Below are 16,644 nucleotides of genomic sequence, written 5' to 3'. Positions count from 1 at the left end.
TTAGTGTCATAACATTTGGCGCGCCCTTTATAAGATAGAAAGCGGAGTCAACGCGTGGACTGGGATAAACTCCGGATATTTCATGCTGTAGCCGAGGCAGGGTCCTTCACCCATGCCGGCGACGTGCTTAACCTGAGCCAGTCTGCGGTATCGCGGCAGATTTCAGCCCTGGAAGAAGCGCTGCAGGTTCCCCTTTTCCACCGGCATGCCCGGGGGCTGATCCTGACCGAGCAGGGCGAGACGCTGAACCAGACGGTTCGGGAAGTCTTCTCCAAGCTCGCCATGACCCAGTCCCTGCTGACGGAGAGCAAGGAAAAGGCAGCCGGTCGGCTACGGGTTACGACAACAACCGGCTTTGGCACCTGCTGGCTCACGCCACGGCTGCACCGGTTCATGGAAACCAACCCCGATATTTCGATTACCCTGATCCTGGAAGATAACGACCTCGATCTGGGCATGCGCGAGGCCGACGTGGCGGTGCGCATGCATCCGCCCCGCCAGCCGGACCTGATCCAGCGGCACCTCGCCGACTTCCCGCTGCCGATCTATGCCTCGCAGTCGTATCTCAACGACTATGGCACGCCGCGCACGCTGGAAGAGCTCAATGCCCACAAGCTGATCCTGTTCGGGGGGTATCACCCACCCGTGCCGCACATCAACTGGCTGGCCGAAACCGGCGTGCCATCCGATGAGCGCCGCCAGGCCCGCCTTGAGGTCAATAGCCTTGCCGCCATGGCGGGCGCCATCGCGGCTGGCATCGGCATTGGCTCGATTCCGCTTTATGCGGCATCGCAGTATCCCAACCTCGTCAAGATCCTGCCCGAGGTGCCGCAGCCCACGGTAGATGCCTACTTCGTCTACCCCGAGGAACTGCGCACATCAAAGCGCGTGGCTGTTTTCCGTGACTTCCTGCTCGCGGAAATCAACGCCCGCCACTAAGCACCCGCAGTATCGCCCGCGCCGGTTCATTCCGGCCGGGTGACGCATGCATGCCAGGCGCCGCCATGCGACTGCCTGCCCAGCCTGCGTGGCACCATGGCGTGCCATCGCGCGGAACGTTTTCAGGGTGGTTTCTGCCAAAAGCCTGAAAGAATGCCGCCCTTTTCAAAAGGCGGCTTCCGCAAGCCTCTTCCTTCCCCATTTGCCGTGCGGCATTAAAAAAACAGCAGATCCGCCGCCGCGTTCAGTCGGCAACGGGGGCTGAATTGACGCGTTCGCGCAGTTCCTTGCCTGCCTTGAAGAAGGGTACGACCTTCTCATCCACCGACACGCTCTCCCCCGTGCGGGGATTGCGCCCGGTGCGGGCATCGCGCTTCTTGACGGTAAACGCGCCAAAGCCACGCAGTTCCACCCGGTCGCCGTGCATCAGGGCATTGCTGATTTCAGCAAAGATGACCTGAACGATACGTTCCACATCCCGCAACGGGATATGGGGTCGGGCTGCGGCAAGCTCGGCAATCAATTCCGATCTGGTCATCCTGTTCCCCTCAAATTAAACGAGAAATTATAGTTTCCAGATCGCAACGGCCCCGTCAAGCATACTACTTTCTTTCAACAGCATTTCCGCACCCGGCACGCCGGACAGCACGCCCGCAATCCAGTGCCGCCAGTTCACACGGGTGGCCTGCGGCCCGATGTCGGTCATGGGCGCATCATCGGGCAGATGCGTGGTCTGGAGCAGCCACTGCCGCGCATCATCAAGCGAGCCGATCTGGTCAACCAGCCCAAGCCCGAGCGCCTGCTGGCCGGTATAGGGGCGGCCATCGGCCAGCTCACGCACGCGCTCGGGCTTCATGTGCCGGTCCTGCGCCACGACGGTAACAAAAAAACCGTAGAGATCGGCAATAACGCCCTGCAACATCTCGCGCCCCTGCGGCGAGAGTGGCTGCACGGCGGAAGGCTGGCCTTTCATGGGGCCGGATACAAGCTGGTCCACATGCACGCCCACCCGCTCGAGCAGGCCAGACACATCGGGCGATTCCAGCAGCACGCCAATCGAGCCGGTCAGGGTGGAGCGGTTGGCGAAAATGCGGCTGGCCGGGACCGACACCATATACCCCGCCGAGGCCGCAACGCTGCCCATGGAGACCACGACCGGCTTGCGCCGCGCAAAGGCCGCCACGGCATCATGCAGCACCTCGCCGCCGGTTACGGCACCGCCAGGGCTGTTGACTTCAAGCACCAGCCCCTTGACCGAGGCATCATCCGCCGCCTTTTTCAGCGCCTCGACATTTTCATGCTCATCCGTGCCGATGACCCCCGCAAGCTTGAGATGCACAATGTGCGGGGCATGACCGGCCAGGCCACCCGAGCGGCTTACGGCCAGCAGGCAGGCAAGAACAAAAAAAGCCACGGCACTCCCCCGCCAGAGCAGAAGCTGGCGGCGGCGTGACGTGGCATGCACAGACAGATCGGGGCTGGTATCCATGCTTAGGGCAATACCATGAATACCGCCCATACCGAAGACAGGATCAAACGTAAAAACAGGCCCGTATCATGCCTTGCGGCGGCGGCCCGGGCGCCCGCGGCCACTTTCCGCCCCACCGGCATCCGATGCTGCCGCCGCGGCGGAGGCTGCGGTGATCTTGCGGCCAAGCCCGATCTCGCGCGCAAGGCTCGAGCGCCGTTCGGCATAGTTGGGGGCGACCATGGGGTATTCCGCAGGCAGGCCCCAGCGCTCACGATACTGGTCGGGGGTCATGCCATAGGCGCTCTGCAGATGGCGCTTGAGCATCTTGAGTTTCTTGCCGTCTTCGAGGCAGACGATGTAGTCGGCGAACACCGAGCGCTTGATGGGCACGGCGGGCTGAAGCTTTTCAGGCTCTTCCGCCGGGCGCCCCACGGTTGACAATGCCGTGTAAACATTACGGATCAGATCTGGCAGCACATCAGCGCCGACACTGTTATTGGAAACATGTGCCGACACGATCTGCGCGGTCAGTTCCAGACACGAGAAATCCTGCTCAGTATCAGACATGGTTTTTGCGCCTCTTTAACTTACAATCAAATTTCGTGATTTATTCACGATCCTTCATTACGTTTACATATACGGACAGATCATTGAATACAATACTGAACATTGATTGGCACACGCTTATTCTGATTACCTATACCTCTTATATTATATGGAATACCCAGTATTAAATAACGCCACCCCTGAAAAGCATTTATTTGTATAAAATTGATTCAAAACGTGCCTCAAACACGCCCCCACCCGACCGACCGCCATCATATGGACGTTTTTGGCGTAGCGATTTTTGCAGGATGCTTCGGCACATGCCGCCATTTTGAACAAAATGCGGCATACCGGAAAAACTTTTATTAATTCTGTCAATATGTTGAAGGGCAACACACCCTTCAACCGCGCCGTCACGATTCCATATATATACGGGCGAAGCAGGCCGCCGACTCATCCTTGGCCGGGCTTTTGTCCGCGTTACCCCGGCGCACCAGTCCGGCCAGGCGCTCCATGTCAAAATCCGGATCGCAGACAGCACAGATCAGACGCACGCGCATTGCCTCCAGACTATCCTTAATACTGTAAATGACCTGTCGGGCTTCCTTGCGGGTTACAACAATTTCGGCGCGCCTGAGTTCCGCAAGCTGCTGGCTCAGGGTGGGCTGGCCGATACCGGTCTCGCTTTCGATCTGGCCCACGCTCTTTTCGCCCTCAAGCAGGCAGGCCAGCACCATGAGTCTCTGCGGCTGGGCCAGAAGCCGCAGGCGCTGCACAAGGCTTTCGGCCACGTCGCGTGTTCTCGGCATTTTGGGCATGGGGTGCTTCCTCTCGGCTGGCGGTTTATGCGCCTGCTGTACCATATCCAGGCCCTGCGCAACAGCAACCTGCCGCATGCGGCGAATATGGCACTTGATAAAATACATACATTATATATTAAATAGATAAACCATTTATCAGGCTCCGCATGCCACAAACCGGACTGACCGCATGATCCACAGCCGCCCACGCCAGCACCCGATGCCCGGCAGCCCGCGCCATGACTGACCTGACGCAGGCGGCCCTCGGGCTGGGCAGCGGCGGCATCATTGGCTTCACGCTCGGGCTTGTGGGGGGCGGCGGCTCCATCCTGGCCGTGCCGCTGCTGCTTTACGTGGTAGGCATGGCCGACCCGCACCGCGCCATTGGCACGAGTGCCCTTGCCGTCACGGTCAATGCGCTGTTCAACCTTGCCAGCCATGCCCGGGCCGGCAACGTACGGTGGCAATGTGCCGGTCTGTTCGCCAGCGCGGGCGTGGGCGGCGCGCTGGTGGGGGCCGCGTGCGGCAAGGTCATCAACGGGCAGCACCTCCTGTTCCTGTTCGCGCTGGTCATGATGGGCGTTGGCGGGTTGATGGCGCGTGGCTGCCGCACGGGTGTGCAGCCCCCCGCCCCCGCCGGGCACACCCGCGTGGCGCCCGTACTGCTTTATGGCGTGGCGACAGGATTCTGCTCGGGCTTCTTCGGTATTGGCGGCGGCTTCCTGATCGTGCCAGCACTCCTGGCAGCAACGGGCATGCCCATGCTCAACGCCATTGCCACCTCGCTGGTGGCGGTGTGCGCCTTCGGGCTGACCACATCGGTCAGCTATGCCGCAGCCGGAATGATTGACCTGCCCATGGCGGCCATACTGGTGGCAGGCGGCATGGCGGGCGGGCTGGGCGGCACACAGGCGGCACGCAGACTGGGCCGCCAGCCGCAACGCCTGCGGCTGATCTTTGCATGCCTGATCTTTATCGTGGCATTCTACATGATGTGGCGCAGCGCGCGGGCCATGGGCCTTGTCTGATACCGCGCGGGCGCTGCCGCGCCTGCCCGCCACCGCGATGAGACCGCCACCATGCCTGATATAACCGTCACGCTTGCCCATGAAGCCGACTTCACGGGCTGGCGATCCGCCACGCGCAGCCTTGCTGGCCGCCGCACCCCGCCAGCCGACATTACGTGGCGGATCGCACCCCATCCCGAATCCGCAGCCCTGCCTGCGCCAGACCCGGCTGCCGCGCGGTTTACCGTGCCGCGCGCAGTCATGGAACTTGCGGCCATTATGGTGCAATCCGCCCTGCCCGACCGCTTCGCCCTCGCCTACACGCTGGTTTATGATCACCTCATGGGCATGCCGACCGACGAAGAGGCGGCAGCCTGCATGGCGGCAGCGAAGGCGGACGTGCTCGCGCAAACCCGGCACCTGCGCGATGATATCCGTGCGGCCCTCTCGCGCCATGATGGCACATCCTCCTATCAGGCCCATGTGGACACGCTCAGCCTTGTGCCCGAGAGCAATGCGCGGTTCCTGACCCTGCAACGCTCGTTCGCGCCCTGGCAGCTTGACATGCCGGACCGCACGCTGCGCTGGACCGGTCACGAAATGTTGCATGAAGCCCCCGGCCAGGCACCCCGGCCACTTGACCCGACCAGCCTGCCGCCGCCCGCCCTGCCCATGGTGCCCGACCTCGATATTGCCCGCATCACGTCGCTACGCGCGGTGGCGCTGGCGGCAAAAACATGCCTGATCTGCCCCATGGCGGCCCATGCCACCCAGACCGTGTTTGGCGAAGGCCGGGAGGCCGCGCGCATGATGTTCGTGGGCGAACAGCCCGGCGATATTGAAGACCGCGCGGGCCGCCCCTTTGTCGGCCCGGCGGGGCAGTTGTTCGACCGCGCCCTGCTTGAAGCCGGAATCGGGCGCGATGACGCTTACGTGACCAACACGGTCAAGCATTTCAAATTCCGCCGCACGCCCACGCGCCGCATCCATGAAAAGGCAGGCCCGGCGGAAATTGCCGCCTGCGCCCCGTGGCTTGCCGCAGAGCGGCGGATCATCCGCCCGGCAGTCGTGGTCATGCTCGGTGTTACGGCGGCCTCGGCGCTGCTTGGGCGTGCCGTGACCATCAGCCGGGAGCGCTCGCGCATTATTCCGCTGGAGGATGGATCGGACGGACTCGTAACGGTTCACCCCTCCTACCTGCTGCGCCTGCCCGATGAAGCGGCGCGGGCGCGCGAATATGACCGCTTCGTCAACGACCTGCGCCTGGCAGCCACCCGCCTCGGCCCTGCCGTGACATAATCCGTCACGAGGAAAGCCGATGCCTGATATGCACTCGCAACACCATTACGTTATGCCAAGATGGGCTATGGGTATGGGGCCCCTTGCCGCCGGAAGCCGTATATCGTGCCTGCAGACCTCAATCTTCTGCCCTCTTTCCTGACCCGCCTTTTCAGCGGAAAGCATTTCCCCACCATCCGCGCGCCTGGCTATGCGCGCATGAGCGGCCTGAAATGGCTCTACGCCCCCACGCCTGAAGCGCTCGGCTTTGCCGTGCGCACCACGGTCGCGGCCCTGATGGCGCTGACGATCGCGATGTGGATGGAACTTGATGACCCGCCATGGGCCGCCATGACCGTATGGATCGTGGCCCAGGGCTCGCGCGGGGAGAGCCTTTCCAAGGCGCGGTGGCGACTGGTGGGCACCGCCATCGGGGCAATCAGCGCGGTGATTCTGGTCTGTTCGTTTCCACAGGCACCATGGCTGTTCTTTCCCGCCATCAGCATATGGATCGGGCTGTGCTGCATGTGCGCGACCCTGGTGCGGAACTTCCGCTCCTATGCGCTGGTGCTCTCGGGCTATACCTGCGCCATCATTGCGCTGGCTGCCACGCGCGACCCTGACAACATCTTCATGATCACCATGTCACGCACGTCCTATATCGTGCTGGGCATTACGTGCGAGACGCTGGTGGCGGTGCTGTTCGCGCACAACCTCGCCTCAAGCGCGCGGCGCAACATGCGCCAGAAGATCCAGATGGCGCTGGGCAGCTCCACCGATGCCGTAGCCAACCTGCTCGCGGGCGATGACGCGGCCTTCGTGCGCTCGCGCGCGCTGTTCGGCACCATCCTGAGCATCAACGACCAGATCGAGTTCAGTGAAGTCGAGATGGGCCCGCACGGGCATGAAGGCGACCACGCGCGCGCGGCCCTGGCGGCCGTGTCGGTGCTGCTTTCACGGGGCCTGGGTATGATGGCGCGCATCAAGGCGCTGGAAACCACCAACGAGCAGTTTACCGAGACCTCGCTGCTCACCCGCACCTTCCTGCTTGGCGTGCCCGCGCGGCTGGAGAACGATGCAGAAATTCCGCACATCCAGCAGGACCTGCAGGACCTGCGCGGCGTGTGCCGCCAGCGCATTATTGACGCGCTGAGCCATGAAATCAGCATGGAGCCCACCACCGAGACCGCCGAGGTGGACGACCTGCTGAACTGCCGCATCCTGCACAATGCGCTTGATGAACTGCTGGGCGAACTTGAGCAGGCCATTGCCGAATTCGATGCCAGCCAGCACGAGATCCGCGGCGATCACTTCCATTTCCGCATCGAGGCGCATCGCGACTTCAAGGAAGCCGCCTATAACGGCATCCGCGCCGCCGTGGCCATTGGCGCGTCCGCCCTGATATGGGAGGTGACGGCCTGGGCCAACGGCATCGGCTTCATCACCATGGTCGCGGTGACCTGCGGCCTGTTCGCCACGCGCGAGAACCCGGTGGTGGGCACCATGAACTTCCTGCGTGGTGCGTGCTGGGCAGTTCTGGTCTCGGGTTTTCTGGTGCTTCTGTTCCTGCCGCGCCCGGCCGAGTTCGAGATGCTGGCAGCCGTCCTTGCCCTGCCCATGATCGCGGGCGGGCTTGCCGCGCGCAACCCGGCCACGGCAGGGGCTGCGGCGTCCTACTGCCTGTTCCTGCCCAACCTCGTGGGACCGGGCAACCAGACGCGCCTCAACGAGATCGCCTATTTCAACGCCTCCTTCGCGCTGCTGTGCAGCATCGGCTTTGCAGTGCTGATTTTCCGCGCGGTGCTGCCCTTTGATAATGACGAGGAACGCTGGCGCATGCGCAACCGCACGCTACATGACCTGCGCCACCTCGCCTCCGCCCAGCCCATGCCGCGCACGCAGTCATGGATCGGGCGCAATACCGACCGCTTCTCGCGGCTGATCCGCCATGCAGGCCCCACGCCCACGCCCACCATCGAGGCCTACCTGCAGGGCACGCTCTCGGCCATGACCATCGGTCTGAACATCATCCGGCTGCGCACGGTGCTTGAACGCGGGCAACTGCCGCCGGCTGCGGATCGCGCCATCGAGCTGTTCCTCAATCGCATGTCGCAGTTCAGCGGGCGGTACGGGCGCTTTGGCCGCACGGCGCGCGTGGCACGCGGGGCCACGCGCAGCCTGCGCCGGCTGGAGGCGGCGGAAGGCAACATCACGTCACGCATCGAGATCACCCGCGCCATTGCGTATCTGCTGGTCATTTCCTATGAACTTGGCGCCAACGCCGCCTTCCTTGATGCTTCCCAGCCTTACCGCACCAGCGAGATGTCCTGACACATCGCCCGGACCGGCAGGGAGATGGAGCCAACATGACCCCTGCCCCCACGCCCCCGGTTCACGCCGCCCTTCGCGGCCATATCGTCACCTTTCGGGGCAACCCGTTCCTCATGCCGCCCGCCGATGCGCTGGTGGAGGAAGCTGACGGGCTGGTTGTGATCACCAACGGGCGCATCACCCATGTCGGCCCCTACAGCGAAACCAGCACCCACCTGCCCCCCGGCACCGACGTGGCTGATTACCGGGGCTGCCTGATCTCGGCAGGGTTTGTGGATACGCATGTCCATTACCCGCAACTGCCCATGATAGCGGCCTATGGCGAGCAGTTGCTGGAATGGCTGGAACGCTACACCTTCCCCACCGAGCGCCGCTTTGCCGATGGGGACTATGCCGCGACAATTGCCCGCACGTTCCTGCGCGAACTGCTGCGCTGCGGCACCACCACGGCAGCAGTGTACTGCACCGTGCACCCGCAATCGGTCGATGCATTCTTTACCGAATCCACCCGGCTGGGCACGCTGATGGTGGCGGGCAAGGTGCTGATGGACCGCAATGCGCCCGACTTCCTGCGCGATACCGCCCAGCGCGGCTATGATGAATCACGTGCGCTGATCGAACGCTGGCATGGCAGGAACCGCCAGTTCTATGCCGTCACCCCCCGCTTCGCCCCCACCAGCACGCCCGCGCAGCTTGAACTGGCAGGCGCGCTGCTGGCGCAGGACGAGACCCTGTTCATGCAGACCCATCTGGCCGAGAACCGGGCGGAAGTTGCCTGGGTGAAGGAACTCTACCCCGACAGCCGCTCCTATCTTGATGTGTATGACCGTGCGGGCCTGGTGCGCCCGCGCAGCGTGATGGGCCACGGCATTTACGTGGACGAGCAGGATCTGTGCCGCTGCCATGCAAGCGGCTGCGCGCTGGCGCACTGCCCCACGTCGAACCTGTTTCTGGGCAGCGGGGCTTTCCGCCTGTTTGACGTGATGGATGCAAAACGCCCGGTGCGCACGGGGCTGGGCACCGATATTGGCGCGGGCACCAGCCTGTCGCACCTGCAATCCATGAACGAGGCCTACAAGATCGCACAGATGAACGGCCACCGCCTGCACCCGGTGCAGGCCTTCTGGCTGGCAACGCAGGGCGGCGCACAGGCACTGCACCTTGATGGGCGGATTGGCACGGTAGCCGTGGGCATGGATGCCGATCTGTGCATTCTCGACCCGAAGGCCACGCCACTGCAGGCCCTGCGCACGGAAATGTGCGACAGCACCGCCGACCTGCTGTTCTCGCTGATGATGCTGGGCGATGACCGCAGCATCCGCGCGACCTATGCGGGCGGCACGAAGGTGCATGACCGCGATGAGAGCGCTACATTTTAAGGGACTGCCTGAAGTTTCCGGAGAGCTGCCCATTTTAAAAAGGCAACGTTCTTCCAAAGCTTTTTGAAAAAAGCTTTACCAAAAACTTTTAATATTTTGGGAAAAACACACGCGATGCAGTGGCGGAGAGGGTGGGATTCGAACCCACGGTACGCTTGCACGCACAACGGTTTTCGAGACCGCCCCGTTCGACCGCTCCGGCACCTCTCCAACTGCACGCGGTGATGCAGCGGCTTATAGGGTGGCATGCCCGCCCGCGCAAGGGGTCTTTTTTACCTATTCGACAGCGCCATAAAAATATTGACCTCGCCCCCCGCAGCCAGTAAAAGCCCGCATTCACCCCGCGCGGACGGGGCGCCGCTGCAATGTGGCCAATATAAAAAAGCGACTGGGCCGTGCCGCCTGCATTCCCGCAATGCCGCGCACGCCAAGAGATCGGAAAGATAGATAGAGAATGTTTGCAGTTATCCGTACCGGCGGTAAGCAGTACCGCGTTGCGAAAGATGCCGTCCTGAAGGTCGAGAAGCTGGAAGCCGAAGCCGGCGCCACCATCACGTTCGACCAGGTCCTCGCCGTTGGCGGCGAAAGCGGCACGACCATTGGTGCGCCGACCGTCAAGGGTGCGACCGTCACGGCAACCGTGATCGCGCAGGATCGCCTGGCCAAGGTCATCATCTTCAAGAAGCGCCGCCGGCAGAACAGCCGCCGCAAGAATGGCCACCGCCAGCCGGTGACCGTGGTGCGCATCTCCGCGATCAACGCCGCCTGATCCCTCTCCGGGCTTATTCGCCCGGGCAGGTTTGATCAGAGATTTCAGTTTTAAGGAGTTCAGGCAATGGCACAAAAAAAGGCAGGCGGTTCGTCCCGTAACGGGCGCGATAGCGCCGGGCGTCGTCTTGGCGTCAAGAAGTTTGGTGGCGAGAGCGTCATCGCAGGCAACATCATCGTGCGCCAGCGCGGCACGAAGATGAAGCCGGGTGTAAATGTTGGCGTTGGCCGCGACCACACCCTGTTTTCCCTGGTGGATGGCCATGTGAAGTTCGTGCGCCGCGCTGAAGGCCGCGTGCACGTTTCCGTGGAAGCCCTGCCGCTGGCAGCGGAATAAGGCATACGCCTTATCACTACGGGATTACCCGAATTGAAGGGGGCGGTCATTCTGGCCGCCCCCTTTTTCGTATGACGCCAGCACGCCATTTTCTGGTATCATGCATGCACACGGGGCACGCATTCTCGCCCCAACCGGATCGCAGGCAATGAAGTTTCTTGACCAGGCCAAAATCTATGTAAAATCCGGCGACGGGGGCGACGGTGTCGTGGCCTTCCGCCGTGAGAAGTATATCGAATTTGGCGGTCCGGACGGGGGCAATGGCGGCCGCGGCGGCGATATCATCTTCGAGGCGGTTGATAACCTCAATACGCTGATCGATTTTCGCTACACCCAGCATTTCCGCGCGCGCAAGGGCGGCAATGGCGCAGGCTCCGACCGCACGGGTGCCGCTGCCGAGACGGTGGTGATCAAGGTGCCCATCGGCACCCAGATCTTTGATGAAGACCGCGAAACCATGCTTGGCGACCTTGATGTGGCGGGCAAGCGGCTGCTGTTGTGCCGTGGCGGTGATGGCGGGCGCGGTAACGCCCACTTCAAGACCAGCACCAACCGCGCCCCGCGCCGGGCCGACAAGGGCTGGCCGGGCGAGGAACGCTGGGTGTGGCTGCGGCTCAAGCTGATTGCCGATGTGGGGCTGGTTGGCCTGCCCAATGCTGGCAAGTCCACCTTTCTGTCCACCGTATCGGCGGCCCGGCCCAAGATTGCGGATTATCCGTTTACCACGCTGCACCCGCAGCTTGGCGTGGTGCGGCTGTCGGTTACGGAAGAATTCGTGATTGCCGATATCCCCGGCCTGATCGAGGGCGCGCATGAAGGCAGCGGGCTGGGCGACCGGTTCCTGGGCCATGTCGAGCGCTGCGCGGTGCTGCTGCACCTGATCGATGGCACGGCGGAAACGGAGGAGGTCGTGGCCGCATGGCGCACCATCCGCCACGAACTGCGCGAATATGGCGGCGGCCTGGCCGACAAACCCGAGATCATCGTGCTGAACAAGATCGACGCCCTCCTGCCCGAGGAAATTGACGAGCGGGTCAAAGCCCTTGAGCAGGCCAGCGGGCACAAAATCATGACCATGTCGTCAGTCGCGCACATGCATGTCGATACCGTGCTGCGCCGCCTGCAGGATTACGTGACGCGCGACCGCGCCGAGAAAGCCGAACAGCACAAAGCGGAGACCCCCGAGGCATGACCGAGACCGCCCTGCCCCAGCTCAGCCATGCGCGGCGCGTTGTCATCAAGATTGGCAGCGCCCTGATCGTGGACCCGCAGCAGGCGGCTCCCCGCCAGCCCTGGCTGGACAGCGTGGCGCAGGACATTGCCGCCCTGCGCGCGCAGGGCACGGAAGTTGTTGTCGTCTCATCGGGCGCCATTGCGCTGGCCCGCCACCAGCTCGGGCTGACGCGCCCCGTGCTGCGGCTGGAGGAAAAACAGGCCGCCGCCTCCGTTGGCCAGATCCGGCTGGCGCAGGCATGGACCGATGCGCTCTCGCGTTTCAACATAACGGCGGCCCAACTCCTGCTTACCCCTGATGATACCGAGAACCGTCACCGCTACCTCAATGCGCGGGCCTCGCTGAGCACGCTGCTGGCACTGGGCTGCGTGCCGATCATCAACGAGAACGACGCCATCGCCACCACCGAGATCCGCTTTGGCGACAACGACCGCCTCGGCGCCCGCGTGGCCGAAATGATCAATGCCGACCAGCTCGTGCTGCTGTCCGATATCGACGGGCTGTACACCGCCGACCCCCGCACCAATCCCGATGCCCGCCACCTGCCCGTAGTCACCGAACTGACCACCAGCATCGAGGCCATGGGCGGCGCGCCCCCGCCGGGCTATTCCTCGGGTGGCATGCGTACCAAGCTCATGGCGGCCCGTATCGCCACCCAGGCAGGCTGTGCCATGGCCATTGCAAAAGGCGAAGGGCTGCACCCGCTCGCCCGCCTGCGCGATGGCGGACGCTGCACATGGTTCCTTCCCGCGGAAGATGCCCGCTCGGCACGCAAGAACTGGATTGCGGGCAGCCTGACACCTGCGGGCCAGGCCGTGATTGATGATGGCGCGGTGCGGGCGCTGGCAGGCGGGTCTTCCCTGCTGCCCGCGGGCGTTACCGACGTGACCGGCGATTTTGATCGTGGCGACATGATTGCGGTGGTGAACCGGAACGGGCAGAAAATTGCCTGCGGGCTGGCCGCCTACGCGGCAGACGAGGCAAGGCGCATCGCGGGCCATCAGTCAGACGAAATCGAGACCCTGCTGGGCTGGCAGGGCGCGGATGAACTGATCCACCGCGATGATCTCGTGCTGCTGGCAAAAATGGAAAGCCTGACGGGCTGACCCGGCAATCAAGCTGCCTGAAAGAATAGAAGTTTTGGTGAAGCTTTTTGAAAAAAGCTTCAAAACCATCCCAGCTTCAAAAAAAAACGACGCCCTCGCGCCGCGCTCATTCAGGGCGCGGCGGCCAGCGCAGTGTGGGTTCGGCGCGCGTGCGGCGCTCAGGCGGCCAGACCGAAGCCCGAACCGGGCGCGCAGGGGGCACGTGCGGAGCGGGCCGGACCGGTTCACGGCTCCAGTCCGCCAGGCCGGGTTCCGCCTCAGCGCCATAGGGCGGCTCGGGGCGCCGGGGCGCATAAGGCTGGGAGGGTGACGGCCCACGCTGCGGCGGGGGCCAGCCATCTTCTTCCGCAGGCCCGCGCTGTGCTGGCATGGGGGCAGGCTCAACAGGCCGGGAGGGCGGCGGCGCGGGCTGGGCACGCGGCGCGCGCCGTTCATAGGCGGGAGCATCATGCGACACGTCGCCCCCCTCGGCACCCCTCTCCACAGGTGGCGCGGGCGGTGCCGGTTCCCACATGGGTGCATCCACGGCCGTGGGCGCGGCGGGCACCCGCTCGGCCAGCGCGTCCGCCACGCCAGAGGGCTGTGCGGCGGCCTGTCCGTTGTTAAGGCCAAGCGCCAGCACACGCAGTTCGGCCTGCAGGTCATCAAGCTGGATGGCCAGGTTATCAAGCCGCCCCTTTACGCCAAACACGGCAAACGGCACCAGCATCCACAACAGGACGAACAGCATGCCACCCACCAGCAGCACGGCCTGCGCCCATGCGGGCATCCATTGCGGGAAAAGCGATGACATCATGCAGCGTGCAACCTGAACGGACAATGTGCCCCGGCACGGCCATGGCCAGCCCACGCACCGGCCGGAAAGGGCGTTGGAAGGACGATCCTACAACCTATGCGGGTTACATGCCAAGCGCGCGGCGGTAGATGTCGAGCAGGGTTTCCTGCTCCTCCACTTCCGCCGGTTCCTGCTTGCGCAGGCGGATGATCTGGCGGATCACCTTGACATCAAAGCCTGCCGACTTCGCCTCGGTGAAAATATCCTTGATATCGCCCGCAAGCGCCTTGCGCTCTTCCTCCAGCCGCTCAACGCGTTCGATGATGCTGCGCAGGCGATCGGCTGCGATACCACCAACTGCGGCGGGGTTGTCGTCCGCCTCGAAATTGTCAGCATTCATGGCAGGTTTCTCCAGATATCGTGATTGCGCCGTTCCCGCCCGCGCGCACATGAAGGGAATGTCATTAGGCGACGGGATGGAACGGCGGGATTATCGCGCCACCGCCCGCTGGTCAATGCCAACTTGACAGGCCAGAGAGCCGGGCCGTAATCGAAGCTGCACCCCATATGCCGCTTTCGCGTCATGTCCGCATACGTCAAGCATGCCCGCCCGGCCATGCAGGGCACCAGATACAGGCAGGAGGCCCACGTTCGATGGCACATCTTCCCCCCGTTGATACCTTTGACTACATCGTTTTCGGCGGAACGGGCGACCTGACCATGCGCAAGCTGCTGCCTGCGCTGTATCATCGCTACCGTGACGGGCAGATCCCCGATGCCTCGCGCATCATCGGCACCGCGCGCTCGCCGCTCTCGCGCGCGGACTACCAGCAGCGTGCGACAGAAGCCCTGCACGAGCACGTCAAGCCCGAGGCGCTGGATGAGGCCACGGTGCAGCGGTTCGTGAACATGGTGCATTACGTGAGCCTGAACGGCGCGGAAGCCGAGAGCGACTGGCCCACGCTCAAAACCCTGCTCGACGCGGTGCCCGCAACGCGCATCCGGGTGTACTACCTTGCCACCTCGCCCGCGCTGTATGGCCAGATATGCGAGAACCTGAGCCGCGAGGGGCTGGTGACCGAACAGTCACGCGTGGTGCTGGAAAAACCCATCGGCACCGACCTTGCCAGCGCCGAGGCCATCAATGACAGCGTGGGCCGTCACTTCCCCGAGAACCACATCTTCCGCATCGACCATTACCTGGGCAAGGAGACGGTGCAGAACCTGATCGCGCTGCGCTTCGCCAACCCGGTGTTCGAGCGGCTGTGGACGTGCGATGCCATCGAATACGTGCAGATCACCGCCGCCGAGACCGTGGGCGTGGAAGGGCGCGGCGCGTATTACGACCGCTCGGGTGCCTTGCGCGACATGATCCAGAACCACCTTCTGCAGGTGCTGTGCCTCGTGGCGATGGACCCGCCGGTCTCGCTCGAGGCCGACAGCGTGCGCAACGAGAAGCTCAAGGTGCTGCACGCGCTCAAGCCCATCTCGGCTGATGATGTGGCCATCTATACCTCACGCGGGCAGTACATGCGCGGCACCATTGGCGAGCGCACGGTGGGCAGCTACCTTGAAGACCTTGGCGAAGGCGTGACCAGCGAGACGGAAACCTTCGTGGCGCTGAAAGCCGAGATCCTGACCTGGCGGTGGGGCAACGTGCCGTTCTACCTGCGCTCGGGCAAGCGCATGGCGGAAAAGTCGAGCGAAATCGTAATCCAGTTCAAATCGGCCCCGTGCTCGATCTTTACCAACAACCCCGAGCCCAACCGCCTCATCATCCGCATCCAGCCTGATGAAGGGGTGATGCTGTCGGTCTCGACCAAGGACCCCACGCCGACCGACAGCCTGGCCCTGCGCCAGGCCGACATCAACATCGAGTTCGAGAAAGCCTTCAACATCCGCTACCCCGATGCCTATGAGCGCCTTTTGCTCGATGTGGTGCGCGGCGACCCGATCCTGTTCATCCGCCGCGACGAGGTGGCCGCCGCATGGCGCTGGATCGACCCCATCGAGCAGGGCTGGCGCGAGAACAAGGCCCCGCTCGAACCTTATGCCGCAGGCACCTGGGGGCCGGAAGGGGCGCGCAACCTGCTCTCGCAATCGGGCCATCTGTGGCACGAGGACATGAAGAAATAACCGCCATATGAGCAATGACACCCCGCCCTCCCCCCCGCGCCTGACCCGCAGGCGCGCGCCGGTTACGCTGAAGCAGCGCATCATCCGCCGCGTGCTCATGCTCATCCCCATGGCGGCCCTTGTCATCCTTGTGGGCCGCATGGGGTGGCTGGACCAGGCCGCCGACAAGCTGACCTTCTCGCGCACGAGTTGGTTCGACAATACCGCCCTTGTCGAGCACTTCCGCACGATCGTCACCCATAACGGCATGACAGCGGATGCGAAGGACTGCCTGCTCTTTGTCGTCAACGGCAACGACCCGGCTGATGCCACCCGCATTCAGGTCATGGAAAAGCATTCCGGCAAATGCCCCGGTGACCGCAATACGCTGCCGCTGCTGTTCACGCTGCGCATCGACCGGCTGGACCAGAAGGCGCTGACCGACTGGCAGTCGCCCGGCATGTTCCACCCGCTGCCGTGAAAAGGCAGTGATGAGAGACTGCCTGAAAGCAACTCATTGATAAAAAATGATAGAAGTTTTTTGGCGCCGCCTTTTTT

17 protein-coding genes and 1 tRNA gene are annotated in these 16,644 nt (G+C 63.4%); 11 read left to right on the top strand and 7 right to left on the bottom strand.

Going from position 1 to position 16,644, the window contains the following annotated elements; translation table 11 throughout:
* The first annotated feature begins 54 nt into the window (after positions 1-54).
* The gene (locus tag QEG70_RS12265) at positions 55-939 is read left to right on the top strand and encodes a LysR family transcriptional regulator (RefSeq protein ID WP_129551321.1); all 885 of its coding nucleotides are present in this window, start codon (positions 55-57) and stop codon (positions 937-939) included.
* 244 nt (positions 940-1,183) lie between these two features.
* Here the strand turns inward: QEG70_RS12265 and ihfB are convergent, their stop codons facing one another.
* The 4 genes from ihfB to QEG70_RS12245 all read right to left on the bottom strand — a co-directional run bounded on the left by ihfB (position 1,184) and on the right by QEG70_RS12245 (position 3,774).
* On the bottom strand, positions 1,184-1,477 hold the full coding sequence (ihfB, locus tag QEG70_RS12260) for an integration host factor subunit beta (protein WP_061275800.1): 294 nt from the start codon (positions 1,475-1,477) through the stop codon (positions 1,184-1,186).
* 27 nt (positions 1,478-1,504) lie between these two features.
* Positions 1,505-2,428 (bottom strand): signal peptide peptidase SppA, encoded by a 924-nt coding sequence (gene sppA / locus QEG70_RS12255; protein WP_308720934.1) that lies wholly within the window; start codon positions 2,426-2,428, stop codon positions 1,505-1,507.
* A 66-nt stretch (positions 2,429-2,494) separates the two neighbouring features.
* Positions 2,495-2,977 (bottom strand): Ros/MucR family transcriptional regulator, encoded by a 483-nt coding sequence (locus tag QEG70_RS12250; RefSeq protein WP_308720933.1) that lies wholly within the window; start codon positions 2,975-2,977, stop codon positions 2,495-2,497.
* 392 nt (positions 2,978-3,369) lie between these two features.
* Positions 3,370-3,774, bottom strand: coding sequence for an ArsR/SmtB family transcription factor (locus QEG70_RS12245; RefSeq protein WP_308720932.1), 405 nt, complete (start codon positions 3,772-3,774; stop codon positions 3,370-3,372).
* Between the two features lie 221 nt (positions 3,775-3,995).
* Between QEG70_RS12245 and QEG70_RS12240 the strand changes: the two genes are divergently transcribed.
* The 4 genes from QEG70_RS12240 to guaD all read left to right on the top strand — a co-directional run bounded on the left by QEG70_RS12240 (position 3,996) and on the right by guaD (position 9,751).
* Entirely contained in the window at positions 3,996-4,784 is a 789-nt protein-coding gene (locus tag QEG70_RS12240) for a sulfite exporter TauE/SafE family protein (RefSeq protein ID WP_308720931.1), read from the top strand.
* 51 nt (positions 4,785-4,835) lie between these two features.
* Entirely contained in the window at positions 4,836-6,062 is a 1,227-nt protein-coding gene (locus tag QEG70_RS12235; protein WP_308720930.1) for a UdgX family uracil-DNA binding protein, read from the top strand.
* Between the two features lie 105 nt (positions 6,063-6,167).
* Entirely contained in the window at positions 6,168-8,372 is a 2,205-nt protein-coding gene (locus QEG70_RS12230) for an FUSC family protein (protein WP_308720929.1), read from the top strand.
* A 35-nt stretch (positions 8,373-8,407) separates the two neighbouring features.
* Positions 8,408-9,751 (top strand): guanine deaminase, encoded by a 1,344-nt coding sequence (gene guaD / locus QEG70_RS12225; RefSeq protein WP_308720928.1) that lies wholly within the window; start codon positions 8,408-8,410, stop codon positions 9,749-9,751.
* A 120-nt stretch (positions 9,752-9,871) separates the two neighbouring features.
* Here guaD and QEG70_RS12220 read toward each other — a convergent pair.
* A tRNA-Ser gene (locus QEG70_RS12220) sits at positions 9,872-9,961 on the bottom strand.
* A gap of 244 nt (positions 9,962-10,205) precedes the next feature.
* Here QEG70_RS12220 and rplU point away from each other — a divergent pair.
* The 4 genes from rplU to proB all read left to right on the top strand — a co-directional run bounded on the left by rplU (position 10,206) and on the right by proB (position 13,196).
* Positions 10,206-10,520: a 50S ribosomal protein L21 gene (gene rplU, locus QEG70_RS12215; RefSeq protein WP_061275787.1), complete on the top strand. Its 315-nt coding sequence runs from the start codon at positions 10,206-10,208 to the stop codon at positions 10,518-10,520.
* 66 nt (positions 10,521-10,586) lie between these two features.
* A complete protein-coding gene (gene rpmA, locus QEG70_RS12210; protein ID WP_061275785.1) occupies positions 10,587-10,856 on the top strand; it encodes a 50S ribosomal protein L27 in 270 nt (89 codons plus the stop codon).
* Between the two features lie 148 nt (positions 10,857-11,004).
* Positions 11,005-12,048 carry a GTPase ObgE gene (gene obgE / locus QEG70_RS12205; RefSeq protein WP_308720927.1) on the top strand — a complete coding sequence of 348 codons (1,044 nt, stop codon included), beginning with the start codon at positions 11,005-11,007 and terminating at the stop codon, positions 12,046-12,048.
* Complete coding sequence (gene proB / locus QEG70_RS12200) at positions 12,045-13,196, top strand: glutamate 5-kinase (RefSeq protein WP_308720926.1); 1,152 nt, start codon at positions 12,045-12,047, stop codon at positions 13,194-13,196. The genes obgE and proB overlap by 4 nt, the downstream gene beginning before the upstream one ends.
* Positions 13,197-13,302: 106 nt before the next feature.
* On the opposite strand, the gene QEG70_RS12195 is transcribed toward proB, so the two are convergent.
* Together QEG70_RS12195 and QEG70_RS12190 are read right to left on the bottom strand one after the other, a co-directional pair.
* A complete protein-coding gene (locus tag QEG70_RS12195) occupies positions 13,303-13,992 on the bottom strand; it encodes a hypothetical protein (RefSeq protein WP_308720925.1) in 690 nt (229 codons plus the stop codon).
* Positions 13,993-14,095: 103 nt separating this feature from the next.
* Positions 14,096-14,371: a DUF2312 domain-containing protein gene (locus QEG70_RS12190; RefSeq protein WP_061275776.1), complete on the bottom strand. Its 276-nt coding sequence runs from the start codon at positions 14,369-14,371 to the stop codon at positions 14,096-14,098.
* 254 nt (positions 14,372-14,625) lie between these two features.
* Here QEG70_RS12190 and zwf point away from each other — a divergent pair, with 254 nt between their 5' ends.
* Both zwf and QEG70_RS12180 read left to right on the top strand, forming a co-directional pair.
* On the top strand, positions 14,626-16,107 hold the full coding sequence (zwf, locus tag QEG70_RS12185) for a glucose-6-phosphate dehydrogenase (RefSeq protein ID WP_308720924.1): 1,482 nt from the start codon (positions 14,626-14,628) through the stop codon (positions 16,105-16,107).
* Between the two features lie 7 nt (positions 16,108-16,114).
* Positions 16,115-16,567 carry a hypothetical protein gene (locus QEG70_RS12180; protein ID WP_308720923.1) on the top strand — a complete coding sequence of 151 codons (453 nt, stop codon included), beginning with the start codon at positions 16,115-16,117 and terminating at the stop codon, positions 16,565-16,567.
* Positions 16,568-16,644 lie beyond the last annotated feature (77 nt).

Origin of the sequence: Komagataeibacter xylinus, assembly GCF_031081985.1 — a bacterium.
Lineage (GTDB): Bacteria > Pseudomonadota > Alphaproteobacteria > Acetobacterales > Acetobacteraceae > Komagataeibacter > Komagataeibacter xylinus_E.
The sequence above is the reverse complement of the archived record's forward strand: the minus strand, read 5'-3'. Positions and strand labels throughout refer to the sequence as shown.